Raw genomic sequence first — 22,769 nt, 5'->3', positions numbered from 1 at the left:
TTCCAGGATGGGAGGGGCCGAGCGACCTGGCGATCGTCCGCAGACTGCCGCCAGGTCGTTCCCGATGATCGATAAAGTCACTTGCCCGCGCAAAGGTCTTCGGTGCTCTTGGTGCGTGCCGCCTCGACGCTTTCATCGCTAAGACCATAAGACATCAGGATCTTCTTGTAGTCATCGGTCTTCTTGAAGGCTTCAAGCGCCGTATTGAAGGCCTTGTAGAGCTCCTTGTCTTCAGGGCGGAAATCGAAGCCGCCATAGCTTCTGGCGGATTTTCCGTTGATGACTGGGTCAGTGAAGGGCGCTGCGTGCTCGACATTCGTGCTGCCCTGAACAAGCTTGGCAACAGTCAGCTCGGTTGCTGCATAGGCGTCGGCGCGTCCGGTCTGGATCGTCGACAACGCATCGGCGTTCGCCTGGATCATGACGATCTGTGAGTCCGGAATGCCGAGACCGTGGAAGAAATCGAGCTGATCGGCGCCGGATACAATCGCAATTTTCAACGAAGGATCCTTTTTGATGTCTTCGTAGGAATGCAGATTCTTGGGATTGCCCTTCGGCACCAGCAGGCCTTCGCCATAGCTGGAGTTCGGTGTGGTGAATTGAACCTGCTTGCAGCGTTCCGGCAGGATATTCTGTTCGGCGGCAACAAAATCGAAGCGCTTTGCCTTGAGGCCGGGGATCAGCGATCCGAACGGCGTCACCGTCCAGTCGACTTCCTTCACGCCCATCGATTTAAGGACGGCTGCGGCAACATCCGGACCGATGCCCTTGGCGGTACCACTCTCATCCATGAAGCTGTAGGGAACTTCGTTGGCGCTGGCGCCGCGGATGTAGCCATCCTTCTTGATCTGCTCAAGGCTGGCGGCATTTGCGGATGCGGCCAGGCCGATGGAGAGGCCCAATGCGGCCACACTGCGATAAAAATTCGATCTCATCGTTCACTCCTCTGTGGTTGAATTCCGTTATCGGCTGTCCGGTTTTCCGGATCTCTGCCGTAACGGGGTGATGATCCGCGCCGCGCTGCCGCGGCGCGGCAACTCAAGGCCCCTCCGTCAACGTTGCGACGACGGCGAGACAGTCCCCGGTCTTGATGAAGCCAGGGAAATGACGTGCGGCAAGAACACCATTCAGCGCCGCTCGATAATCTGAAGGTTCGCCGCCCGTACGGCCGATCGGATGGATACGGGCGATGATTTCTCCCTGTGCGACTGTGTCGCCGAGATCCTTGAGCGGTTCGAAGAGGCCATCAGCTTCGGAAAACACAAAGCAATCCGACGAGGGCATATCGAGCCATTGCGTCGCTGCGACCTCCGGTGCGCCGGAGACGATGCCCGCATGCTTCAGGAGATTGAGAACGCCGCGCTTGGCAATTGAAGCCGTGCGCGCCGATATGGTTCCCCCGCCCGAAAGCTCGGTCGTTACAAAAACCTTGCCCATCTCCTCGGCCGCGGTGTCGTACATGCCGGCAGCATCGATCTCGATCATTCGCATGGAATAGGGTGCGGAAAACGCGGCAACGCCGTCGAAGCAGGCTTTCTCCTGCGTCTTGTCCGGCAGCTCATGCGCGGCGGCATAGGGCAGGAAATCGAGCGTGCGGCCGCCCGAATGAAAGTCGAGCACGATGTCGGCAAGCGGCAGTAGGTGGCGCGTGAAATAGTCGGCAATCTTTTCGGTCACGTTGCCATCGGGCCTGCCGGGAAAACTGCGATTGAGGTTGCCCTTGTCGATTGGAGAGGTGCGCGTCGCCGCCCGGAAGGCGGGATAGTTCATCGCCGGAACGATGATGACCCGCCCCTTGATATCTTCCGGCTTCAGCGTCCGGGCAAGATCGAAGAGCGCAACAGGCCCTTCATATTCATCGCCGTGATTGGCGCCGGTCAAAAGCGCCGTCGGCCCTTCGCCGTTCCTGATGACGCAGATCGGGATCATGATTGATCCCCAGGCGGAATCATCGCGTGACCAGGGCAGACGCAGATGGCCGTGCTGGATGCCGTCCCGGTCGAAATCGACCGTCGGCGTAATCGGCGATGCGCGTTTGGATATGCTCATGCTGCTCATCTCAGGCATTCACTTCACGACAAGCCGACGGGGCACGTTGGAAAGGCACTCGACGCCGCTTTCGGTAATGACGATGCTTTCGGTGATCTCCATTCCCATGGTTTCGAGCCAGAGGCCGGTCATGAAGTGGAACGTCATTCCGGGCTGGAGCTCGGTGCGATCGCCAGGGCGCAGGCTCATGGTCCGCTCGCCCCAGTCCGGCGGATAGGAGAGACCGATCGAATAGCCCGTGCGGTTATCCTTGACGATCCCGTACTTCTTCAGGACCGCAAAGAAGGAATTGGCGATATCCTCGCAGACATTGCCGGGTTTGGCGGCGGCAAGGCCGGCCTCCATGCCCTCGAGCGTCGCCTTCTCGGCGTCAAGAAACGCCTGGGTCGGCTTGCCGAGAAAAATCGTTCGCGACAACGGGCAGTGATAGCGGCGATAGCAGCCAGCGATCTCGAAAAAGGTGCCTTCGCCGCTCTTCATCGGCTTGTCGTCCCAGGTCAGATGCGGCGCAGAAGCATCGGCACCGGATGGCAGCAACGGCACGATCGCGGCATAGTCACCTCCGAAACCGTCGACGCCGCGGATACCGGCATCATAGATTTCGGCGACGAGATCGGATTTGCGGATACCCGGCTCGACCTTTTCCACGATCCTCTTGTGCATGGCCTCGACGATACGGCCTGCCTTGCGCATATAGTCGAGTTCAGTCTTGCTCTTGACGGCTCGCTGCCAGTTCACCAGTCCTTGCGCATCCTTAAAACGGGCATTCGGCAGATGCTTGACCAACGAGGCATAGGCAGCGGCCGTGAACCAATAATTGTCCATCTCCACGGCGATCGAAGCGTTGGCCCAGCCGCGCTCCTCGATGAGCTTCGAAAGCAAGTCCATCGGATGACGCTCGTTGGACTGCACGTAGTGATCGGGATAGCCGACGATATTATCATGGGCGAGATAGGCCGTGCGCTTGGCGCCGTTGGCGTCCTGCCCGCGTCCATACCAGATCGGCTCGCCTGAACCCGGTACTACCACACATTGATGCACATAGAAGGACCAGCCGTCATAGCCGGTAAGCCAATGCATGTTCGAGGGATCGGTGACGATGACGAGATCGACACCTGATTTTTCCATGGCGCGGCGCGTCTTTGCGAGCCGTTCAGCATATTCGGCGCGGGTAAAATTGAGGATCGGTTCGCTCACGCTGGGTCTCCTGATGCTTCTGTCGTTTCGATCGCCTGCCCCGCACCGGCCGAAACGGCACGACGATGAGCAAGAGTGGCAATGGCGGTATCCTGGACGCCTGTCCCGGTCAGATCGCAAAGTGTGATCGCCTCGGGCGACCGGCGGCCCGGCACCTTGCCGGCGACGATGGCGCCGAGCTCGGGGAAATCGGCGGCCTCACTCACCAGTCCCGCCGCGATCGCGTGATGAAGCTCGCCCAGTCGCCGCGTCTGCTTCAGGCTGTCGGCGACGTAGAGGGTGGCTTTGCCGATGGCTGCAGGATCGATCTCGTTCTTGTGCTCGGCGTCTGAGCCCATGGCAGTGATGTGCTGCCCGGGCCGCAGCCACTCGGCTTTCAGGATCGGCTTCTGCGAAGGAGTTGTGGTCACGATGATATCGGCGCCACGACAAGCCTCTTCGGCATCCGCTTGCGCCACAACAGGAAAACCGAGTTCCACCGTCAGTTCGCGAGCGAGCTTTTCAGCTTTTGCCAGATCCCGGGCCCAGATCCGGGCAGCCGCGATCGGCCGGACAAGAGTGAGTGCGCGCAATTGCAGGCGAGCCTGCATGCCAGCGCCGAAAATTGCGGCAGTCCTTGAATCCGGTCGAGACAGGTGCCGGGCGCCAACCGCCCCTGCTGCTGCGGTGCGCACATCCGTCAGATAGCCGTTGTCGAGCAGAAGCGCCTCGACAAGGCCGGTGCGGGCCGACAGAAGCATCATCAATCCGTTAGTGCTCGGCAAACCCAGCGACGGATTGTCGAAGAAGCCGGGGCTTACTTTGATCGCGAAACTGTCAAGATCAGGAAGGTAGGCCGTTTTCACATCGACCTCGCCACGATGCGCGGGGATATCCAGCCGCATGATCGGTGGCATTGCCACGGCCTTCGTGGCAAGCGCGGCAAAGGCCTCTTCGACGCGATCGACCGCATCCATGTCGAGCTGGATGATTTTGCGAAGATCGATTTCCGTAAGAACGAGCACACGTGTCATGGCATCACACCTACTTCTGTCGTTTCGACGATTTGTCGATGAGCCGCAGGATCGATGTTGCCGCCGGATACGATGACAACGGTGGGGCCGCCCGGTCTGATCTTGCCTGCAAGCAGGGCCGCGATCCCAACTGCGCCGGCCCCTTCGATGACCTCACCCTCGATGGTCGCCGCATGGCGGATGCCCGCGGCGATCTCCGTCTCGCTGAGCAGGATCACGTCGTCGAGCAGTTCCTTGCACATGGAGAAGGTATGGCGGTTGCCAAGGCCAATGCCGCCGCCGAGCGAATCTGCAAGTGTTTCAACCTCCTGGACCTCGATGGGTGCCCCCGCCACCAGACTTGCCGCCATTGCCGCTCCGCGTTCCATGGATAGGCCGATCACCTTGACGGTGGGGCAACGACCTTTGATCGCCGCAGCAACGCCAGCGGCAAGTCCGCCACCGGACAAGGGCACCAGAACCATCGTGGCTTGCGGGAGATCATGGATCACTTCCAGCCCGAGCGTACCCTGACCGGCAATGATATCCGCATCGTCGAAGGGGGGCACAAAGCACATGCCTTCAGCTCGCACGAGACGCTCAACTTCATCCATGGCGTCATCCTGGGAACGCCCGACGATGCGAACATCTGCTCCAAGATTACGTATGGCTTCGACTTTGTTCCGGGGAACGAGCGCCGACAGGCAGATGGTTACGCGAGCGCCCAGTGCTTTCGCTGCATGCGCAACAGCGCGTCCGTGATTGCCGGTCGACGCGGTTACCAAACCGCGTGAGCGCGCCTCCTGATCCAAAGCCAGGATGGCATTGGTCGCGCCGCGCAATTTGAAACTGCCGGTGGTCTGCCTGCTTTCCAGTTTCAGATAAACGGGCGCGCTGACATGCCGAGACAGGACCGGCGACGGCTGCAACGGCGTGCGGATCGCATAGCCTGCAATTCGGCGCTGAGCAGCTTCAATCTCCGCCAATGTTACCATTGCTTTCATGGCGCGCATCGGGACGCTCGAGGCGAAACGCGAAGTGCTGGCATGTCTCTTCTCGCTTGACTGTTCATGACATCAGCCTGAGAGAGACAATGGATCATGTCAATCTTATTATTGTTTCATTACAATTCTAGATGCATGAGCGACTTGATGGAGCTGATATCTGCCTGGACGTGGTATTGCAAAATCCGATCCAATGATCCCGTGGCTGGATTTCCCATTCATGCGAATGAAACAAAACCCGTGCTGCCGGGTTTGTCCTTCAGAAGTTGAAGGAGATTGGCATGACCCAGCCCAGCAAAACCAAGCCCCTGTCACGAGAAGAGGACTATCGCGATTATCAGGAGCGCGACGACCGTGAAGGATGGCCCTATTCCGATGAGAGCGGCTTCAACTCGGCCAATCCTGAAAATCAGGGGTATGGGACGACACCGGCCAACTTTGACGAGGAGCCCAACTCCGGCCTGATCGGCGACACCGCAAAAAAGAGCGGGCTAGAGGAGGACAACGCTCACACCTTTGGGCCGCTATCGACCGCTCGGATCGACAGCGACGCATTGGAAGCGGCCATCACCGACCGACTTGCCGAATATGGCGAGATCGATGCTGATAGTATCGACGTTCACGCTGACAATGGCGTGGTCACGTTGGAAGGTAGCGTCGAAACGGAGGCTGTGGCACACGCCATCGAGGCGCTTGTCCTTTCCATGCGCGGCGTCGCCAAGGTTCGCAATGAACTTAGAACGATTGGCGTAGATTCCCATATTCCGCCGGACGCATAGCGAAGGCGAAGGGTCGCTTCCGGCTCTATGGCCTTGCAATGCTCGTCGAGGATGCTTATCTTATGATGTAAAGCCGTTATGCGGCTACCGCCACGTGTATTCAGGCTCGCGATACTTTTGAGCTCAAACAGCATGTGGCCTCGCCCGTGTCCAATGACGTCACGGGCGCTTCCATGAACTCACATCATTGACGCCGGTTTTGACCGGCGAAGGAACTCTATTGAAAAAACTGAACATCGCTGCCGCGCTTGCGGCGGTGAAACCGCGTGAGCGCGATGAGGCCGCTATTCGGCCTGAAAACAACAACTGGAAGCCATATCCCTGCCTGTTGAGCCGAAGGGAGCTTCAAAAGCTGGTCGCCGAACAGGTCGACTGAGCGACATATTACCAACGTAACCATAAAGGAGAACAAAATGCAGGTTTTGGTAAGAGACAACAATGTCGAGCAGGCCATGCGGGCGCTGAAAAAGAAAATGCAGCGCGAAGGCCTGTTCCGCGAGATGAAGGAGCGCCGGGCCTATGAAAAGCCGTCGCAGCGACGCATCCGCGAAAAGGCTGAAGCCGTCAGTAGGCATCGCAAGGCTACGCGTAAGAAATTGCAGCGCGAAGGTCTGCTTGCCGGCGCAAAGAGAAGATCACCCGGACGTTAATCCACGAGGATCCTCTGCGGCACATTTGATAGCGTTGAAAAGAAACATGCTGTGACAGGAAACAAGCAAGCCGCCACAGAGTTTGATTGATATGAGGGCGCCGAACGGCGCCCAATCGTAAAGCCAGCAGCCAGACGAGAGCGCCATCAAACCCGTGGGACTGTCCCTTGGGAAGCCCCTGGCTAAAGCCATTTCAAGATGGTTGCTGCAAACGGATTGCAATAACCAATCGCAGGCCGGAAGAAGCTTAGGCCGGTCCACATCCATAAGAGGAGCAGGATCATGCAAAACAAAGCCAAGGATCTCGCAAACGAATATCTTCGACTGGGCGGCCGCCGTCTTTTGGTGATGGATGATAACATTCTCTCCACCAAAAGCTGGGAGAGCGACCCACCGGAAGCCGAGACGTTCTGGAAACAGAAGGTCGAGTTGCTTGCTTTGAGACAGCGCAACGAAGTGATGTCGTTTTTGCCCTCGATCAACGCAAAATGACGGCGATTTCAGGCATTGAGGTTTAGCGCGCATGGCAAAGGCTGGCACCATCCGTATCGGCATTTCCGGCTGGAGCTATGCCCCTTGGCGTGGCGTTTTCTATCCGAAGGACGTCACGCAGAAACGTCAGCTTGCCTATGCCTCGCGACAATTTCCATCCATCGAAATCAATAGCACGTTTTACGGGCTCCAACGCCCCGAGACATTTTCCAAGTGGCGGAACGAGACGCCGGATGATTTCGTCTTCGCGGTGAAGGGCTCGCGCTACATCACCCATCTTCACCGCCTGCGTGACGTCGAAACGCCTCTCGCCAACTTTTTCTCATCCGGCCTGCTGCGCCTTGGACCGAAACTTGGGCCAATCCTCTGGCAATTTCCGCCAAAGCTGCGCTTCGATGCCGATCTCTTCTCCGCTTTCATCAAAATGCTGCCGAAGGATACGGATGCTGCGGCTAAACTTGCGCGGCGGCATGATGAGAGATTGAACGGCCGTGCCGCCTTGCAGTCTGAAGGAAAGCGACCGATCCGCCACGCCTTCGAAATCCGCAACGACAGCTTTGTTCAGGCCGGATTCATCGAAATGCTTCGGGAGCATCATATCGGGCTGGTCTGTGCTGACACGGTCGAATGGCCGTTCTTGATGGATGTGACAGCAGACTTTGTTTATTGCCGCCTGCACGGCTCAAAGGAACTATATGTAAGCGGCTACGACGGCGATGCACTCGATACCTGGGCAAGGCGCGTCTATGCGTGGGCGCATGGCCACGAGCCGGCCGATGCCGAGCGTATAGTGAAGCCTGCAAGGCCGCAGGCCAAAGCAGGGCGCGACGTTTATGTCTATTTCGACAACGACGTAAAGGTAAGGGCACCTGAGGACGCCATCCAGCTGGCTTACCGCCTTGGTCTCGCCGAGGCGTCATCTCCTCATAATCGCAAACGCTCGCCTTCAAGCCGAACGTCGGAAGAAGCGCGACAACACTGGCCGTCGCGATAATAAGGTGCCTTTCCATGAAACGCCTGGTGTCCGCATGCTCGGTCTCATCGCCCCGCTTTTTTCATGCGCGGCGCCGGAACAATCGCGGATAGCTCCGGTTAGATGCAAACCCGCCATACAACCAAGCTATCCTTCCAGCACGAATCCCACACCATCCCAGGAGATGCAGCATGAACGACGAGAGATTTTCATGGATCAGCAAGCGCGCTTACGCCCTTTGGGAACAGGCTGGACGCCCTTGGGGGCGTGACGAGGATCACTGGAACCAGGCCGTGAGTGAGCGTAATGCCATGGAGGGCTCTCGCGCATCATCAGACGGACAAGAGCTGATCTTGAGATTCAAGCAAAAACTGAAGCGGTCAAAGCGCGCTCAGTCGCCACAGGCAAACGACGAAGATGAGCCCGTCAGATCCAGCTGCGTTTGACCAACCGCGCGAGTGGAATCCCAACAGTGAACATGGATAGGGAACGGATCCAAACGATGCGCATTAAAAGTCTACACGAACGGTAGACAAATCTTGGGATCTTCCTAGATCCAAGGAAGGAGGAGAATACAGATGAAAGTACTTGTTGTCGAAGACGAGGCGATCATTGCTCATCATCTCATTTCGATCGCGGCGGATGCAGGGTTCGAAACACTCGGTCCGGCATCCACGATGGAGCAGGCTCTCGCCTATGCACCGCGAGCGGATATAGCCCTCATCGATATCGGCCTTATCGACGGGAAAAGCGGTCTGCAGCTCGCGCGCCGGCTGATCGACCGATATTATACGACGATCATTTTTGTGACAGGCGCTCCCGAAGCCCTGCAAAACAGCTTTTCCGAAGCTTTTGCTGCAATCGAAAAACCCTTTCTCGATCAAGAGGTCGTCGATGTGCTGCGTCGTGCCGCCGAGATGCGCATGGGAAACCAGCATCTGAGCGCTTGAGCGGCGATCGTAAAATCCGGCAAAAGGAAGCGGCCCGTTCAATTCTTGTCTGAGCGGCCCTCTACGATATCCCACGCAACGCTCCAGGCGCCGAGGTGATCACCTGCAACGTCACCCAGTGAGAACAGCGATCCCGCCTCGGGCGGCACTGATGCTAGAACCGGTTGTTCCGAGAGATTTGCCATCAGGCGCAGCGTTGCGCGGCCCATTGTCCAACTGACCTCAACCAGTGGACTTTCCTTAGGATACCAGGCGGAATGACCTGGCAGAGCGGCCAGATGGGGCACGATCTTCTCCCGCCGAAGCCTTATCAATCCCTCGTAAAACGCAAGGAGCGCGTTTCCAGGCGCTGCCAAATCCCAGCGTAGTTTCGCGCTGGAAAACGTCGCCTCGGATGTCGGGTCCGGAGCATCATCTGCATCGAAGCCCGGCAGCCGCGATAGCTCTTCCTTTCGGCCGATCCTCACCTTGCTGTTCAGTTCCTCATCGAAATCACAAAAGAAGGGAAAGGGCTCGGCAGCGCCCCATTCCTCTCCCATGAACAGCATTGGGATTTGCGGCGACAACAGATAGACGGCCGCGATTGCCTTCAATGCGTCCAGCGGATGCGAAGCAATCATTCGATCGCCCATCGCCCTGTTACCGATCTGGTCGTGGTTATGGATAAACGAGATGAATACCGTCGGCGGCAGATGGCCGCTGGGCGTCCCCCTCTCCTGCCCGCGATACGGCATGAGCTGCCCCTGAAAGACAAACCCTTCGGCGAGCGCTCGCGACACCTCCGCCTGATGATCGGCATAATCCCCATAGTAGCCGAACGTCTCACCGGTAGCTGCGACATGGAGACCGTGATGAATATCGTCGTTCCATTGTGCCGTGAAATAGAGCGGTTGGCCGTGACGATCTCTCACGAGCAGCTCCGCATTGTTGTCCTCGTTCTCGACGATCAGGTGAATATGGCGCTCAGGGAAGCTCTGTCTCACCCTCTCGGCGAATTCATTGAGAATGTGCCGCTCGCTGTCATCCTTGATGGCGTGGACGGCATCAAGCCGCAAACCATCCATCCGGAAGAGATCGAGCCAGTAAATGGCGTTCTCGATCACGAAATCACGAACGACACGGCATTCCTTGCCATCGAAATTGAGCCCATGTCCCCAAGGCGTCTTATGCTGCTCGTTGAAGATGGGAGCATAGAGGGGAAGATAGTTTCCGTCCGGGCCGAAGTGATTATAGACGACGTCGAGGAACACGCAGATCCCACGCTCATGGGCGGCATCCACTAACTTCCTGAGATCTTCCGGACGGCCATAACTGCTGTCGGGAGCATATGGGAGCACACCATCATAGCCCCAGCCGTATCGCCCGGGGAAATCGCTAAGCGGCATGAGCTGAATGGCGGTAACACCAAGCCGCTGCAGATGGTCCAGTTTCCCGATGGCGGCGAGAAACGTGCCTTCTCGCGTAAAGGCACCAACATGCAGTTCGTAGATGACGATATCCTCCCAAGGGCGGCCACTCCAGTTGCTGCTGCGCCATGCGAAGGCGGGATCGATCAGCTCGCTGGCGCCGTGAACATCCCCGGGCTGAAACCGGGATGCGGGATCGGGCACGTTGAGGCCATCTGCAAGAGCAAACCTGTAGCGATCGCCCGCCTGGGCGCCAGGTATTTCTGCAACGTGCCACCCATCATCGAGCTTATGCATCTCCCATTCGCCGCGTTTTTCCAATTTCAGCGTCACGTGCGGCTGCAGCGGTGCCCAAAGACGAAAAGTAACGGCGCTTGATTTGATATCCGGACCGAATGAAAAACTGTGTTGCATGTGATCCCAATCATCGTTTCGTCTGGCACGGTTTCGCCTGATGCGGTTTCGTCCAGGTGTTCGCAGGAGCCAACGCTATTTGCCGGCAAGTGTTCCCAACTCAGGAACAGATCTCCGCCCGCATCGTTTTGAGAGGCCAACCTCATGCGCGGGGACGCCGATGACCATTCCAAACTCTACCTATCGCCTGCAGTTTCGCGGAGAGACCACCTTCGATAGAGCCAGCGAAATGATCCCCTCCCTCAAGAATCTCGGGATCAGCCACGTCTATGCCTCGCCGATCTTCACGGCCACGAACGGATCGACGCACGGCTATGACGTGACGAATGCGAACGAGATCGATCCGGCAATCGGCGGACGGAAGGGCTTCGACAGGTTTTCGGCGAAGCTACAGCGAGCCGGACTTGGCCTCATCCTCGATATCGTGCCCAACCACATGGCCGCCTCCCCCGAAAACGCATGGTGGAGCGATGTTCTGCGCTCCGGCAGGCAAAGTCCCTACGCCCATCATTTCGACATCGACTGGAGCCGGAAGCTCACTTTGCCGCAGCTCGGCAAACCCTTAGAGGACGTACTGGCCGCAGGTGAGCTTCAGCTTTCGATGGATCCCGACGACCAGGATTTGCTGCTGACCTATTTCGACAACCGTTTTCCGCTGTCTGCGGAAAGCGCGCAGCATGTCATGGATGAAACCGGCGGCGAGCAGGGGCAATTGCAGGCTTTCTCCGCCGATATCACCCGAATGAAAAGCCTGCTTGATGCTCAGCTCTGGCATTTGATCCACTGGAAAGATGCCGCCCGGCATCTCACCTATCGCCGTTTCTTCGAGGTTGCAGGCCTCGTCGGTCTGCGGATGGAAGACGAGCGCGTCTTTGAAGAGACGCATCGATTGACCTTCGAGCTTGTTCGTTCCGGCCAGGTGCAAGGCTTACGGATCGATCACATCGACGGCCTGGCAGATCCCAAAACCTATCTTGAAAGACTGCGCGAAGCGGTTGGCGCCGATACCTTCATCGTTGTCGAGAAGATCCTCGGCCCGGACGAAGTCCTGCCTCAGGATTGGCCGGTATCCGGGACTACGGGGTATGAATTCATTTCCGCATTGGCGGATCTGTTCGTCGCATCCGATGGCCTCGACAAGATCGACGACGCATATGCACGGGTTGCTCCGGACCAAGCCGATTATGCCGCCGGTCTGCGTAAGGCCAAGCAGTCGATGGTCGAGCGCAACTTCGAAGGAGAGGTCGCACGACTGGCTGGTCTCTTCAGCTCAATTTATCCGGATATCCAAAAGGCGGATGTTTTATCGGCACTTCAAGAGCTGCTGATTGCTTTTCCGGTCTATCGAACCTACGGCCATCACGACCCTCTATCGGGCGTGGATGAGACCGTCCTCCGCACGGCGATCAACGACGCCCGTGCCAAAGCGCCGCCGGATGCGCTCGATACGATCGATCGCCTTCTGCGCGGTGACATCGTCAGCAAGACAGCCATCGAGTTCCGCACCAGATTTCAGCAACTGAGTGGCCCGGTGATGGCGAAGGCCATAGAGGACACGCATTTCTATCGGTATAACCGGCTGATTGCGGTCAATGAAGTCGGTGGCGAGCCCGTCGCGACAGCGCGCGGCGTCGCCGCCTTTCATGAGCAGATGGCGGAACGCCTCCGACATCAACCCTGCGGGCTTTCGGCAACGTCGACGCACGATACGAAACGCGGCGAAGATGCACGGGCACGTCTCTATGGCCTCTCGCAGCAGCCCGATGCCTGGATTGCCGGAGTATCGCGCTGGTGCTCCCTCAATGCCGGCCTGCGGACAAATCTCCCCGATGGGCCTGCGCCGGAGCCCAATGTCGAGTGGATGCTCTATCAGACACTTGCCGGGATCTGGCCTGACGCTATCGAACGTGAAGATCGGAGCGCGCTAATGGAGCGGTTCGCCGCCTATGCCGTCAAGGCAGTTCGCGAAGCAAAAATGCGAACGGATTGGGCGGATGAGAACGCTGCTTATGAAGACGCGGTCGCGAGCTATGCAAAAGCTCTGCTGACATCCGACAACCGGGCTTTCGAGAAGGATTTTGTCCAGACCTTGCGGCCGTTCACCGAGACCGGCTATCTCATCAGCCTATCACAGCTTCTGATCAAGCTTACCGCGCCCGGGATTCCCGACATTTATCAGGGCGCGGAAGGGCTCGACTTCAGCATGGTCGATCCGGACAACCGCAGGCCGATCGCAGATCGGCATTCCAATGTGACGGAGACACCCCAATTTGCCTGGAAAGACCGTGAAGTCGCGTTGTTGAAGCAGCGAGTTATCCAAAAGGCGCTTCGGTATCGTAACGAGCATCCCAGTCTTTTCCGTAAGGGAGATTATCTGCCGCTCAAGGTCAGTGGAAGGCGAGCCGACAATCTCGTGGCTTTTGCGCGCGTGCTTGGGGAAGAGGCAGCAATCACCGTGGTCCCGCGACTGGTGGATGCGAGCGATATGAGAGCCGATTTCTGGGACGCCACGGCAATCTCGATACCGGCGGAGATTGACCGGCATTTGCATGATCTGTTGACGGGGTCGTCATCGGCTTCAGGCGATATTTCGGCCGCCCGTTTGCTTGCTGATTATCCCCTCGCCTTGCTGGTCGCCGGCGGCTAACCGCATCTGTCACCATCGACGGAACAAACAATATCGCCCCGGTGTTTCTGTGTGCCAACTACGAGGGACTTCATGACACAGGATGGACAGCGGCATGCAATCGAACCGGGCGATTTTACACGCCTGGGCGCGAATTTCGACGGACAGGGCGTCAATTTTGCACTCTTCAGTGCCTGCGCCGAGCGCGTAGAACTTTGCCTCTTCGACGAAAGCGGCAAGCATGAGATCGACCGGATCGAGCTGCCGGAATTCACCAACGAGATCTGGCACGGTTATGTACCGGGGCTGAAACCCGGCGCGCTGTACGGCTATCGCGTCCATGGCCCATTCGATCCGGAAAAGGGCCACCGCTTCAATCCGCACAAACTGCTGATCGATCCATATGCGCGTGAACTGGTGGGCAACGTGGAATGGTCGCAGGCGCATTTCGCCTACACGCTGAATGACGAGCAAAAGGATCTTTCGTTCGACACGACGGACAGCGCCGGTCAGATGCCGAAATGCCGCGTCATCGATCTCAACGACGAGACCGGTCGGCAAACTGACAAGAAACCGTCCATTCCATGGTCCCGGACGATCTTCTACGAAGCCCACGTCAAGGGCATGACCATGCTCCACCCAGCAATCCCCGAGAACCTGCGCGGCACGTTCGACGGACTGGGTCAGAAGGAGATCGTCGACTACGTCAAGAGCCTCGGCATTTCATCGATCGAGCTTCTTCCCATTCATTTTTTCCCCGATGACAGCCATCTGCTCGACAAGGGCTTGCACAACTACTGGGGATACAACACGCTCGCCTTCTTCGCCCCGGCCTCGCGTTATTACGGGCCAAAGGGCCTCAACGGCTTCCGCGACATGGTGCGCGCCTTTCACGACGCCGGAATCGAGGTGATCCTCGACGTGGTCTATAACCATACGGCTGAAGGCAACGAACTTGGCCCGACCCTTTCCTTCAAGGGTATCGACAACTTCTCCTATTACCGAACCCTGCCGGACCAGCCGCGCTACTACATCAACGACACCGGCACCGGCAACACCATCAATACCTCGCATCCGCGCGTGCTGCAGATGGTCACGGATTCACTTCGCTACTGGGCCGAAGACATGCACGTCGATGGCTTCCGCTTCGATCTCGGCACTATTCTCGGACGAGAGCCGGAAGGTTTCGATCAGCGCAGCGGCTTTTTCGATGCCGTCGGCCAGGACCCGGTCCTTTCGAGAGTGAAGCTCGTCGGCGAACCATGGGATATCGGCCCTGGCGGCTACCAGGTGGGCGGCTTTCCACCGGGATGGGCGGAATGGAACGATAAGTATCGCGATACAGTCCGCGATTATTGGAGAGGCAATCCCGGCACGACGAGAGATTTCGCCGCGCGTGTCCTCGGCTCCGGCGACGTTTACGACCTGCGCGGTCGCCGGCCATGGTCGAGCGTCAATTTCATCGCCGCCCATGATGGCTTCACGCTGAACGATCTCGTTTCGTACAACGACAAACACAATGAGGCGAATGGCGAAGACAACAAGGACGGTCATAGCGACAATCGCAGTTACAATTACGGTGCCGAAGGTCCGACCGAAGACCAAGACATCAACACCACGCGCGATCGCCAAAGACGGAACTTCCTCGCGACGCTGTTTCTATCCCACGGAACGCCGATGCTGCTTGCCGGCGATGAATTTGGCCGCAGCCAGATGGGAAACAATAACGGCTATTGCCAGGACAACGAACTGAGCTGGCTGCATTGGCAGGATACCTATGGGAGTGCGGAGGACCTACGCGCTTTCGCCACCCGGCTGATCGCGCTACGACAGGATCATTCTATCCTGCGGCGCGAAAACTGGCGCGATGGCCTCATTGTGTCCTGGTTCAACCCGAATGGCGGCGAGCATACGGAGGAACAATGGGAAGACGAAACGGCAACGACGATCGGCCTGCGCCTATCGCGCGAGCAGCCCTTCGAAGAAGGCTGGGACGACGTGTTGCTTCTCTTCAACCCGCAAGAAGATGGTACCAGCTTCAGTCTGCCTGACGACAAACGCTGGATGGTGGAACTCACAACAGCAGACCCGAAGGTGCAGGGCATCGAAGCACCGTCGGACCAGGGTCTGGAGCTCGAAGGCAGGAGCCTGGCGCTGCTGCGGCCCGTCTAACGACAACGGAGACCTAGCCTATCGAAGAGAGCTGAACCGTGGCGATCAGCTGGACCGCGCTTCAGCCTCAGATCTCTTCTGGATGACGTTCAGCACCGTGCCGTGAAAATCCCTGAGGAAGATCGAACCCCACCATGCGCAGTAAACATTGATCGGCGTCGCGATCGCATAGTGGGTGGTCAAGCTCAAACGTGTCTTGCCATCCGGTAACGGATCCAGACGGTAGTCACCGTTGGCGATCCTGAGATAGCTGCTGTCGATCTTGATATGGCCCTCGACCGCGTCGGGTATCGATTGTGGGCCGAACCGGAATGTCCATGCCAGATGGCGGCCCGGCTGCCAATCGGTCACCACCTCCTCGAAGGTCACGCCGTGTGTCCAGCGCAAATACCGCACGGCGCCAACGCCGGCTCCCTCAAGCCGGGCATCGATTGGCTGTGGAACGCCGACAACCCCATGACTGAACGTCCACATCAGTTCCTGCGGCGCGATCTTCGGTATCTCGACGGTATTCTTCCAGACGGTCTCGAGCGGCGCGTCGATGACGACGACGCTTTGCACCTGTTCATCAAGAACGGGTGCCGGCATGAACGGCTCGGCAGGCAGGGCAAGCAGCGGGAGCACGACAAGACAGGACGAAACCGACCGCGATCGCCATTTGCGCAGCGATAGGCCTGAGATCGCCGATCCCAGCGCCGATCCAAGATAGAATATCGGCGCTGCCATGATGGCGCAGATACCGGCTTCCCTGAATACAAGCACCGCGATCACGATGAAAGCGGTGATGCAGATCCAGCCAATCTTGATGTGCCGCCACACAGTATCTTGTCCAAGAGGATCCATCGCCGCCGATGCGACACTTGCAATTGCCATCGGCACCAGGATCAATCCCGAAATGAACGGGATTGCCGATCCGGCGGGCATCCAGACAATCACGTAGAGGACAAGCGCATAGATCACCGCAACCGCAATGGTGAAAATCAGGCGCTGTTTGATGGACGGGCGGATCTTCGGTTTCTGATCGGGCAATGCTTTAACTTCCTGCTATACGAGACACGTCAGGACATTGATCGACCGTCGCCGGGCGATCGGGCGGGATCAATCGAACGTCTGATGACGGGGAACGAAATCTGCTTGGACACACCCGTGCTGGACGCTGCAAGCAGGCACCCATTGCGCCTACTTCCTCAACCCTGCCGGGTCAAGCGCGATTATCTCACTCGTTGCTAGAACCAGCCTTTTACCTTGAACCAGACCAGTGGGATGAGAGCGCTGATGATGATCACGGCCCAACCATATGGATAGCCCCAAACCCAGTCATACTCCGGCATGTTCTTGAAATTCATGCCGTAAACGCCAGCCATCAAGGTCGGAGGGATGCCGACGATGGAAACGATCGTCAAAACCTTGAAGACATCGTTCTGGGCGATACCGATCAGGCCGACGAGCGCATCCAGGACGAACTGCACCTTGTTCGCGAGTTGCTCGTCATATTCGGATAGCGAATGCAGGTCCTGACGCAAGCTGCCGACACGGGGCTTCAATGCGCCGCCATGCCAATCGCAGGCATTCTGCTCGGAATAGGCAAGGACGCGCGCGAGACCCAAAAGACCATCGCGTATTTCCGACAACCGGTCACCAAGTCGGCCGAGCTGGCGCAGCTGGCCACGCAGGATCCGATTGGCCCGGGCAGGATGGCGCCCACGCGGATCCTCGGCACGGAAAGCATCCTTTGACAGGCGATTCAGTTCGGCCGCCAGATGTTCGAGAATATCGGCGACGTGAGAGACAATCTCCTCGCAAAGCAGAACGAAGACTTCGAGACTCGATTTTGGGGCGTCCTTGGTCCCGTCGAATTTGGCGGCGACCGCGTCGAATGTCGGAAGCGACATGAAGCGGACGGTCACCAACCGGTCGGCCGACAACACGAAGCCGACGGGCGGCGTCGCCTCCGCTCCTTCGGGGCGCTTGGCAGCCGATGGCGTGCTCATATAGAGGACATCGTCGACAGCCTTCAGCCGGCTGGAAGCCTCGATTTCACTGAGGGCTCCCAAGGACGGCAGCGTAATTCCGAACAGTTTTTCGACATTGGCAATCTCCTCATCGGAAGGATCGAGGAGATCTATCCACAAGGCATCCTTGATGCTTTTATCCGCTTTGTCTGCTTGATGGCTGCCTTGGGCGGGAAAGGTATTCAACATTGTTTTGACGACCCTTTGATTGGTCCTGCTGCCGAATTTCCAGTGTCTTTATCAAGGCAAGACAAAACGCTTTCGTCCTGCCGACCATGCTTTGTGAGCAACGCCATAAAGCGGCAATTTTGCTGTCGTGATTGCCTGCCTTCGCGATCTGCTAAGCCGCTGCATGCCCTCCGAACACCGAGGCACTTTGAGTGCCGGAGCATCTTTTCAGTGCCCCGGCCTCTCCATGCGTCAACCAGTGCTTGACGTCGTTCGAGCTATTCGGCTGCGTTTTCTGCCTTAGGCTTGCGGCTTCTTTTGGGCTTTTCGCCACCTTCGGCAACTGCCGTGGTTGCCTTCGCACGAGCGGGCTTGGCAGCGGCGGGCTTAGTCACTGCTTTCGCAGCAGCAGGAGCGCTACCGGTCTTCGCAGCGGTCAGCAGCGTCGCGCGGCGCTTGCGGTTTTCTTCGAGCGCGTGCTGGAAGCTGGCGTCGTTTTCTGCGTGATGCGCAAGATCATCCAGAAATTCGGCAACATCCTTGAGCGTCTCGACGACCACATAATTCAAACCGTTGCCGGCGTTGATCGAGTCTCGGCCAATGGTGACACCAAAGCCGCCGGGAACACGCTGGAACCAGGTCGAGCGCCATTTTCTGAAGCCGGCGGTATCACGTTCGTATTCTTCCAGAAATGCCTTTTGCTCCGCGACCCTTGCGCGGAATGTATCAATGACGGTCTTTGATCCGGCCTTGGGCTTGTTGGCCTTCCTGGATGACCACTTTTCAAGAAAATTTGTCACAATCTTATTCTCCGTAAGACGGTTTGGCGTGTAGTACCGTCGGCTGTCATCGTTAACACGAGGCTTGTCGAACTGCTAACCTGCTTTTTTCTGCTGCCGAAATTTGCCAAGAGGCGCCATGTTTGCGATCGCTTCGATCACCACCGCTACCCAGGAAATCAAGCGAAGCCGCTTTCTGGCTACGGCTGCGCCTGTCACCACGATCGAAGACGTCAAGGACTTCATCACGCAGCATTCGGTTGCCGACGCCAATCACAATTGCTGGGCATGGCGCATCGGACAGAGCTATCGCTTCAACGACGACGGCGAGCCGAGCGGCACAGCCGGCAAACCGATCCTTCAGGCCATCGATGGCTTGGAACTCGACAGGGTTGCCGTGGTCGTAACGCGATGGTTTGGCGGCACGCTGCTCGGCAGCGGCGGATTGATCCGAGCTTATGGCGGTACGGCGGCAATCTGCCTGCAGGCTGCAGAAAGGCAGGAAGTCGTTCCGACCGTCAGTATGACCATCAGCGTGAATTTTTCAGACCTCGCCCTTGTGAAAGCAAGGCTTGCCGCGCAATCCGGCATGCAGATCAGCGCCGAAAGCTTCACCGCGTCCGGCGCCATTCTTGACGCAACTGTGGCAATTTCAATGGCAGATCACGTCAGCACCATGGTCACGGATCTGACAAGCGGCAGGGCGATAATAAAATTGACATAAATTCGGCAACAGCCCTGCAATGGCAACATGCCTCGTGTGCAGGCATATGCATTTATTTTAGCCGGCCAAGTGATTATCTCCTGTGCACAACCAAAGGAGATGAAAATGAGAATGTTCGATAAGCTTAAGCAATACGCTGAAAACCGCCGTGCAATCCGCGAACTTGGCGCTCTTGACGATCACGCCCTGCAGGATCTTGGTCTTTCCCGCTCGCGTATCCGTTCTGCGGTCCTCGGTACGTCCCGCTAATAATTTGCATGCATGCACGATGTTCGGACGATAAACCGATCACTGGATCGGTTTGGTCCGGATGTGGTTTACTTGGTCTCAGGCAAACATATAGCTGGCGCAAGCCGCTCGTCTCGAGCGGCATTAGCGCACCGAATACCCTTCCCAAAAACTGATCGTCAAAACCACACCGCATGTGTGGTGTAGAGCTTCGATGCGTACATGTCGGCTGAGACCGGCCGTTAGAGGCTCGTCCTCTCAAAAACCATCCGCACGACAAAGCCGGGATCGGCTTAGATCCCGACCAGCGGCTGTAGCAGCCGGCCGAGAAATCCCTTGAACTGAATTCGGCCTTCGATTGCGGCAAGCGAAATACATTCGCCCTCGCTGCCGATGATCGGACTGTGGTCCGTCTCGTCGTCGCCTTCGACGAAATCGCCTGGAAGATAGCGGTTGCCGCCGTCGGAAAACGAACCGGTGAGGACCTGAGTTACCTCCAGATCGGAATGCCCGTGCGCGGGCATATGCTTGTTCGCCTTGACCTTGAGCAGAATGACATTCGCTTCCGGCGCGTAGGGCACGGTAATTCGGCTGAGCTTCACGCCCGGTCCGACAGAACGCCACGGTCCGATGCCGCAATCACTCAAGGCTTTTGGCAGTTCAATACCGTCGATCGACGCCCGGCTCGATCGCACCGCACCGGCTGTAGCCTTGCTTTCGATCGGCCCCAGCTTTTCCAGCACGCGATCAAGGGCGCCGTCTGAAAGCTCTTCCGGCTCGATCTGCGCAAGAAAAGCCCCGCCGATCGCCTCGAAATTCGCGACCTTCCTTCGACAGGCAGGACACCCGCCAATATGGGTAGCCACCACGAGCGCCGGACCCGCGGGCAAAGTCCCGGCCGCGTACCGCAGAAGTGTTTGATCACTGGGATGATGGTTCGCAGTCATAGTGTCTCTTCAAGCATAGTTTTAAGCCTGACCAGCGCTCGCCTTATTCGTGACTTCACGGTCCCAAGCGGCAGGTCCAATTCTCGAGCGATCTCGGAATGCGGACGATCGCGAAAAAACGACAACCTCAGGATCGTTTCCTGCTCGGGGCTGAGCGCCTGCATCGCAGTCCGTATCCTGTCTTCGTCCACCCTGACGAAGAGAAGCTCCTCTGGCGTGCGCTCCTCCTCCTGAAAACTGCTTGGATCGGCACCGGGCAGCTGCGAGGATTTTACCTTGCGCTGGAAATCGATCCGAAGATTTCGGGCGATGGTGAAAATCCATGTCGCTGCGCTGGCACGGGCGGGATCAAAATACGACGCCTTGCGCCACACCAGCAACATGGCTTCCTGTGCGATCTCCTCCGCCAGTTCGGGCGCAGAGCCAGTCCGCATCATATAGGCCTTGACCTTCGGCGCCGCCATGGCGAACAACGCAGCAAATGCGTGCCTGTCTTGCCTCGCGGCGATGGCCAGCACAAGCTGATTGGCCTCGTCCGACGAGAGGCTGTCGGGGCCCGACAACGCGGTCACCGGCTGCCTCTCGGCAGCCTTTGATGAGCAGGACGACCTTTTCGATCGGTCTGTTTGCAGCGCTGAAACATTCATATCCCTTATACGGCCCGCCGAAACGGTTGGATCCCGTGATCCAATTCAAAAAGAGTCTCGTATGAGTTTACGAGACTAGAAAGAAAGCCTCCATCTTAGCAAGTGGCTGAATCTACCGACAGATTATTGATGCCGGCGCAGAGCCGCAAAATCCGAACGAGGAAAGCGATGTCATCTCATATCGAAAAGCAACCAGGCAGCCCGTGGATCTATGCGGCGCTGGCGATCTTTACCGTCATCATCGCATTGCTTCTCGGTCAATGGGCAACCTTTCCCAATCTCGCCGGCTGGTATGCGCATCTCGTCAAACCGGGATTCAACCCGCCGAACTGGATCTTCGGTCCAATGTGGACCTTGCTTTATGCATTGATGGCCTATTCCAGTTGGCGGATCTGGAGACTTTCTTCCGACGTGCCGGGGCGATCGACGGCGCTTTTGCTATTTTACGCTCAGCTTTCGCTGAATGCCCTGTGGTCGTGGATGTTTTTCGGCCTTAACAATCCGATGGCCGGTCTCATCGATATCGTGCCGCAATGGCTTCTGATCCTTGCCACCATCCATGCCTTTCGCAAGCTGGATGCGCAGGCTGCATACTGCCTGGTGCCGCTAGCGGCATGGGTCGCTTTCGCCATGTTATTGAATTTCGAAATCTGGCGGCTGAACGGTTGAGCTGCCATTGAGATCTCAGTGTTGCCCGCCAATCCGTCGAGGGTGGTCGATTTTCAGTTCCCCGCAGGTCCGACGAGGCGCTCGGCGATCCATTGGCTGCTTCCAGCCGCGATGGCCGACAGGAGCGTTCCCCATACGAGATCCGCAATGGTAAGGATGGTCGGCCAATTCTTGAGAGTCGACTGATTGGTAAGATCGTAAGTCGCATAGGCGGTGAAGCCAAGAATAGCCCCATAGAGCGCCGCCGTTCCGAACGAGCCCGCCAAAAGCCCGGGACGCACCGCAAGGAAGGTCAGCCCCGCCGCATATATCAGGTAAAAGGCGATGGCTGGCGCCAATTGAAAACCTGGTGCCAGAAGATCGCCGATCATCGGCCGATAGAGCCGATCCGCCATGGTGCTTAGCCAAACGAAATCGATCGCAACGAAAACGATTAATGTGGCAAGGTAGGCGACGAGATAGGTTTTCACCGGAGGCTCCTTGACGGCTGGCTTTTCGCCAATCAGTGGATACGTGTCCAATCGACACCCTTGCAGATCAGGCCCGCGACAATGCAGCCCTTGGTCGTCATGTGATCACCGTTCACCGTCACGGTGATCCGATAGTTCAGATCGCGCTGCGGATCGAATGCGTTGCCTGTGTAGTGACCGTCAGAGCCTGGCTTGATCGTCATGACCAGCTTGTCACCTGCCTTTTCACTCGGCGTACCCGGCTTGATCCATGTGTTGATCGCACAAATGTCTGATCCGCACGCTGCAATCCTGACTTTGGCATTGCCGTCTCCACGCGCCCATTGACCCTCTATGCCGGGCGCCGCCTGCACTGCAACCGGGGCTGCGATCAGCAGGCATGCGAGAGCTCCTGTCACCAACCTCATGCTCAGTCCTCCCC

The 22,769-nt window shown here is 57.7% G+C and carries 25 protein-coding genes; 12 read left to right on the top strand and 13 right to left on the bottom strand.

Features of this window, described 5'->3' with window-relative positions; translation table 11 throughout:
• Nucleotides 1-77: 77 nt before the first annotated feature.
• The 5 genes from ehuB to eutB all read right to left on the bottom strand — a co-directional run bounded on the left by ehuB (nucleotide 78) and on the right by eutB (nucleotide 5,233).
• Complete coding sequence (ehuB, locus tag HGP17_RS31270; protein ID WP_168815482.1) at nucleotides 78-935, bottom strand: ectoine/hydroxyectoine ABC transporter substrate-binding protein EhuB; 858 nt, start codon at nucleotides 933-935, stop codon at nucleotides 78-80.
• Nucleotides 936-1,038: 103 nt separating this feature from the next.
• Nucleotides 1,039-2,058 (bottom strand): N(2)-acetyl-L-2,4-diaminobutanoate deacetylase DoeB, encoded by a 1,020-nt coding sequence (gene doeB, locus HGP17_RS31265; RefSeq protein ID WP_205926213.1) that lies wholly within the window; start codon nucleotides 2,056-2,058, stop codon nucleotides 1,039-1,041.
• A gap of 9 nt (nucleotides 2,059-2,067) precedes the next feature.
• Nucleotides 2,068-3,246, bottom strand: a complete 1,179-nt coding sequence (doeA, locus tag HGP17_RS31260; RefSeq protein ID WP_168815478.1) for an ectoine hydrolase DoeA — start codon at nucleotides 3,244-3,246, stop codon at nucleotides 2,068-2,070.
• Nucleotides 3,243-4,259: an ectoine utilization protein EutC gene (gene eutC, locus HGP17_RS31255; protein WP_168815476.1), complete on the bottom strand. Its 1,017-nt coding sequence runs from the start codon at nucleotides 4,257-4,259 to the stop codon at nucleotides 3,243-3,245. The genes doeA and eutC overlap by 4 nt, the downstream gene beginning before the upstream one ends.
• On the bottom strand, nucleotides 4,256-5,233 hold the full coding sequence (gene eutB, locus HGP17_RS31250; RefSeq protein WP_168815580.1) for a hydroxyectoine utilization dehydratase EutB: 978 nt from the start codon (nucleotides 5,231-5,233) through the stop codon (nucleotides 4,256-4,258). The genes eutC and eutB overlap by 4 nt, the downstream gene beginning before the upstream one ends.
• A gap of 290 nt (nucleotides 5,234-5,523) precedes the next feature.
• On the opposite strand from eutB, the gene HGP17_RS31245 reads away from it, so the two are divergent.
• The 7 genes from HGP17_RS31245 (at nucleotide 5,524) to HGP17_RS31215 (ending at nucleotide 9,086) form a co-directional block, all read left to right on the top strand.
• Entirely contained in the window at nucleotides 5,524-6,021 is a 498-nt protein-coding gene (locus HGP17_RS31245) for a BON domain-containing protein (RefSeq protein WP_168815473.1), read from the top strand.
• A gap of 220 nt (nucleotides 6,022-6,241) precedes the next feature.
• Nucleotides 6,242-6,397 (top strand): hypothetical protein, encoded by a 156-nt coding sequence (locus tag HGP17_RS31240; RefSeq protein ID WP_168815472.1) that lies wholly within the window; start codon nucleotides 6,242-6,244, stop codon nucleotides 6,395-6,397.
• Nucleotides 6,398-6,434: 37 nt separating this feature from the next.
• A complete protein-coding gene (gene rpsU / locus HGP17_RS31235) occupies nucleotides 6,435-6,671 on the top strand; it encodes a 30S ribosomal protein S21 (RefSeq protein WP_168815470.1) in 237 nt (78 codons plus the stop codon).
• Nucleotides 6,672-6,953: 282 nt separating this feature from the next.
• Complete coding sequence (locus tag HGP17_RS31230) at nucleotides 6,954-7,163, top strand: hypothetical protein (RefSeq protein ID WP_168815468.1); 210 nt, start codon at nucleotides 6,954-6,956, stop codon at nucleotides 7,161-7,163.
• Between the two features lie 31 nt (nucleotides 7,164-7,194).
• A complete protein-coding gene (locus tag HGP17_RS31225) occupies nucleotides 7,195-8,157 on the top strand; it encodes a DUF72 domain-containing protein (RefSeq protein WP_168815466.1) in 963 nt (320 codons plus the stop codon).
• A gap of 170 nt (nucleotides 8,158-8,327) precedes the next feature.
• Nucleotides 8,328-8,582, top strand: coding sequence for a DUF2934 domain-containing protein (locus HGP17_RS31220; protein ID WP_168815464.1), 255 nt, complete (start codon nucleotides 8,328-8,330; stop codon nucleotides 8,580-8,582).
• Nucleotides 8,583-8,714: 132 nt separating this feature from the next.
• Nucleotides 8,715-9,086, top strand: coding sequence for a response regulator (locus HGP17_RS31215; RefSeq protein WP_168815462.1), 372 nt, complete (start codon nucleotides 8,715-8,717; stop codon nucleotides 9,084-9,086).
• Between the two features lie 38 nt (nucleotides 9,087-9,124).
• Here the strand turns inward: HGP17_RS31215 and treZ are convergent, their stop codons facing one another.
• Nucleotides 9,125-10,906, bottom strand: coding sequence for a malto-oligosyltrehalose trehalohydrolase (gene treZ / locus HGP17_RS31210; protein ID WP_168815460.1), 1,782 nt, complete (start codon nucleotides 10,904-10,906; stop codon nucleotides 9,125-9,127).
• A 160-nt stretch (nucleotides 10,907-11,066) separates the two neighbouring features.
• On the opposite strand from treZ, the gene treY reads away from it, so the two are divergent.
• A complete protein-coding gene (gene treY / locus HGP17_RS31205; protein WP_168815458.1) occupies nucleotides 11,067-13,553 on the top strand; it encodes a malto-oligosyltrehalose synthase in 2,487 nt (828 codons plus the stop codon).
• Nucleotides 13,554-13,625: 72 nt separating this feature from the next.
• Nucleotides 13,626-15,704 carry a glycogen debranching protein GlgX gene (gene glgX, locus HGP17_RS31200; protein WP_168815455.1) on the top strand — a complete coding sequence of 693 codons (2,079 nt, stop codon included), beginning with the start codon at nucleotides 13,626-13,628 and terminating at the stop codon, nucleotides 15,702-15,704.
• Between the two features lie 45 nt (nucleotides 15,705-15,749).
• On the opposite strand, the gene HGP17_RS31195 is transcribed toward glgX, so the two are convergent.
• The 3 genes from HGP17_RS31195 to HGP17_RS31185 form a co-directional block, all read right to left on the bottom strand.
• A complete protein-coding gene (locus HGP17_RS31195) occupies nucleotides 15,750-16,733 on the bottom strand; it encodes an SRPBCC family protein (protein WP_205926212.1) in 984 nt (327 codons plus the stop codon).
• 197 nt (nucleotides 16,734-16,930) lie between these two features.
• A complete protein-coding gene (locus HGP17_RS31190) occupies nucleotides 16,931-17,905 on the bottom strand; it encodes a magnesium transporter CorA family protein (RefSeq protein ID WP_168815453.1) in 975 nt (324 codons plus the stop codon).
• A 257-nt stretch (nucleotides 17,906-18,162) separates the two neighbouring features.
• Nucleotides 18,163-18,684, bottom strand: a complete 522-nt coding sequence (locus tag HGP17_RS31185) for a hypothetical protein (protein WP_168815452.1) — start codon at nucleotides 18,682-18,684, stop codon at nucleotides 18,163-18,165.
• Nucleotides 18,685-18,802: 118 nt separating this feature from the next.
• On the opposite strand from HGP17_RS31185, the gene HGP17_RS31180 reads away from it, so the two are divergent.
• Complete coding sequence (locus HGP17_RS31180) at nucleotides 18,803-19,387, top strand: YigZ family protein (RefSeq protein WP_168815450.1); 585 nt, start codon at nucleotides 18,803-18,805, stop codon at nucleotides 19,385-19,387.
• Between the two features lie 105 nt (nucleotides 19,388-19,492).
• Nucleotides 19,493-19,636, top strand: a complete 144-nt coding sequence (locus HGP17_RS31175; RefSeq protein ID WP_168815448.1) for a DUF1127 domain-containing protein — start codon at nucleotides 19,493-19,495, stop codon at nucleotides 19,634-19,636.
• A 272-nt stretch (nucleotides 19,637-19,908) separates the two neighbouring features.
• Here the strand turns inward: HGP17_RS31175 and HGP17_RS31170 are convergent, their stop codons facing one another.
• Together HGP17_RS31170 and HGP17_RS31165 are read right to left on the bottom strand one after the other, a co-directional pair.
• Nucleotides 19,909-20,562 (bottom strand): ChrR family anti-sigma-E factor, encoded by a 654-nt coding sequence (locus HGP17_RS31170; RefSeq protein ID WP_168815446.1) that lies wholly within the window; start codon nucleotides 20,560-20,562, stop codon nucleotides 19,909-19,911.
• Nucleotides 20,559-21,080 carry a sigma-70 family RNA polymerase sigma factor gene (locus tag HGP17_RS31165; protein ID WP_348649013.1) on the bottom strand — a complete coding sequence of 174 codons (522 nt, stop codon included), beginning with the start codon at nucleotides 21,078-21,080 and terminating at the stop codon, nucleotides 20,559-20,561. The genes HGP17_RS31170 and HGP17_RS31165 overlap by 4 nt, the downstream gene beginning before the upstream one ends.
• Nucleotides 21,081-21,377: 297 nt before the next feature.
• Between HGP17_RS31165 and HGP17_RS31160 the strand changes: the two genes are divergently transcribed.
• Nucleotides 21,378-21,878 (top strand): TspO/MBR family protein, encoded by a 501-nt coding sequence (locus HGP17_RS31160; protein ID WP_168815442.1) that lies wholly within the window; start codon nucleotides 21,378-21,380, stop codon nucleotides 21,876-21,878.
• A gap of 53 nt (nucleotides 21,879-21,931) precedes the next feature.
• On the opposite strand, the gene HGP17_RS31155 is transcribed toward HGP17_RS31160, so the two are convergent.
• Together HGP17_RS31155 and HGP17_RS31150 are read right to left on the bottom strand one after the other, a co-directional pair.
• On the bottom strand, nucleotides 21,932-22,348 hold the full coding sequence (locus HGP17_RS31155; RefSeq protein WP_168815440.1) for a DUF2177 family protein: 417 nt from the start codon (nucleotides 22,346-22,348) through the stop codon (nucleotides 21,932-21,934).
• A gap of 32 nt (nucleotides 22,349-22,380) precedes the next feature.
• Nucleotides 22,381-22,755, bottom strand: coding sequence for a DUF2147 domain-containing protein (locus tag HGP17_RS31150; RefSeq protein ID WP_168815438.1), 375 nt, complete (start codon nucleotides 22,753-22,755; stop codon nucleotides 22,381-22,383).
• Between the last annotated feature and the right edge of the window lie 14 nt (nucleotides 22,756-22,769).

This window comes from Rhizobium sp. P38BS-XIX, from assembly GCF_012641435.1.
Classification (GTDB): Bacteria; Pseudomonadota; Alphaproteobacteria; order Rhizobiales; family Rhizobiaceae; genus Rhizobium.
Note: the sequence above shows the minus strand (reverse complement) of the source record. Positions and strands in the feature narration are given on the sequence as shown.

Excerpts from the sequence above, each read along its gene's own strand:
- ehuB (WP_168815482.1), bottom strand. The coding sequence starts at position 935 with ATGAGATCGAATTTTTATCGCAGTGTGGCCGCATTGGGCCTCTCCATC.
- doeB (WP_205926213.1), bottom strand. The coding sequence starts at position 2,058 with ATGAGCAGCATGAGCATATCCAAACGCGCATCGCCGATTACGCCGACG.
- eutC (WP_168815476.1), bottom strand. The coding sequence starts at position 4,259 with ATGACACGTGTGCTCGTTCTTACGGAAATCGATCTTCGCAAAATCATC.
- eutB (WP_168815580.1), bottom strand. The coding sequence starts at position 5,233 with ATGGTAACATTGGCGGAGATTGAAGCTGCTCAGCGCCGAATTGCAGGC.
- HGP17_RS31245 (WP_168815473.1), top strand. The coding sequence starts at position 5,524 with ATGACCCAGCCCAGCAAAACCAAGCCCCTGTCACGAGAAGAGGACTAT.
- rpsU (WP_168815470.1), top strand. The coding sequence starts at position 6,435 with ATGCAGGTTTTGGTAAGAGACAACAATGTCGAGCAGGCCATGCGGGCG.
- HGP17_RS31230 (WP_168815468.1), top strand. The coding sequence starts at position 6,954 with ATGCAAAACAAAGCCAAGGATCTCGCAAACGAATATCTTCGACTGGGC.
- HGP17_RS31225 (WP_168815466.1), top strand. The coding sequence starts at position 7,195 with ATGGCAAAGGCTGGCACCATCCGTATCGGCATTTCCGGCTGGAGCTAT.
- HGP17_RS31220 (WP_168815464.1), top strand. The coding sequence starts at position 8,328 with ATGAACGACGAGAGATTTTCATGGATCAGCAAGCGCGCTTACGCCCTT.
- HGP17_RS31215 (WP_168815462.1), top strand. The coding sequence starts at position 8,715 with ATGAAAGTACTTGTTGTCGAAGACGAGGCGATCATTGCTCATCATCTC.
- treZ (WP_168815460.1), bottom strand. The coding sequence starts at position 10,906 with ATGCAACACAGTTTTTCATTCGGTCCGGATATCAAATCAAGCGCCGTT.
- treY (WP_168815458.1), top strand. The coding sequence starts at position 11,067 with ATGACCATTCCAAACTCTACCTATCGCCTGCAGTTTCGCGGAGAGACC.
- glgX (WP_168815455.1), top strand. The coding sequence starts at position 13,626 with ATGACACAGGATGGACAGCGGCATGCAATCGAACCGGGCGATTTTACA.
- HGP17_RS31190 (WP_168815453.1), bottom strand. The coding sequence starts at position 17,905 with ATGTTGAATACCTTTCCCGCCCAAGGCAGCCATCAAGCAGACAAAGCG.
- HGP17_RS31180 (WP_168815450.1), top strand. The coding sequence starts at position 18,803 with ATGTTTGCGATCGCTTCGATCACCACCGCTACCCAGGAAATCAAGCGA.
- HGP17_RS31175 (WP_168815448.1), top strand. The coding sequence starts at position 19,493 with ATGAGAATGTTCGATAAGCTTAAGCAATACGCTGAAAACCGCCGTGCA.
- HGP17_RS31170 (WP_168815446.1), bottom strand. The coding sequence starts at position 20,562 with ATGACTGCGAACCATCATCCCAGTGATCAAACACTTCTGCGGTACGCG.
- HGP17_RS31160 (WP_168815442.1), top strand. The coding sequence starts at position 21,378 with ATGTCATCTCATATCGAAAAGCAACCAGGCAGCCCGTGGATCTATGCG.
- HGP17_RS31150 (WP_168815438.1), bottom strand. The coding sequence starts at position 22,755 with ATGAGGTTGGTGACAGGAGCTCTCGCATGCCTGCTGATCGCAGCCCCG.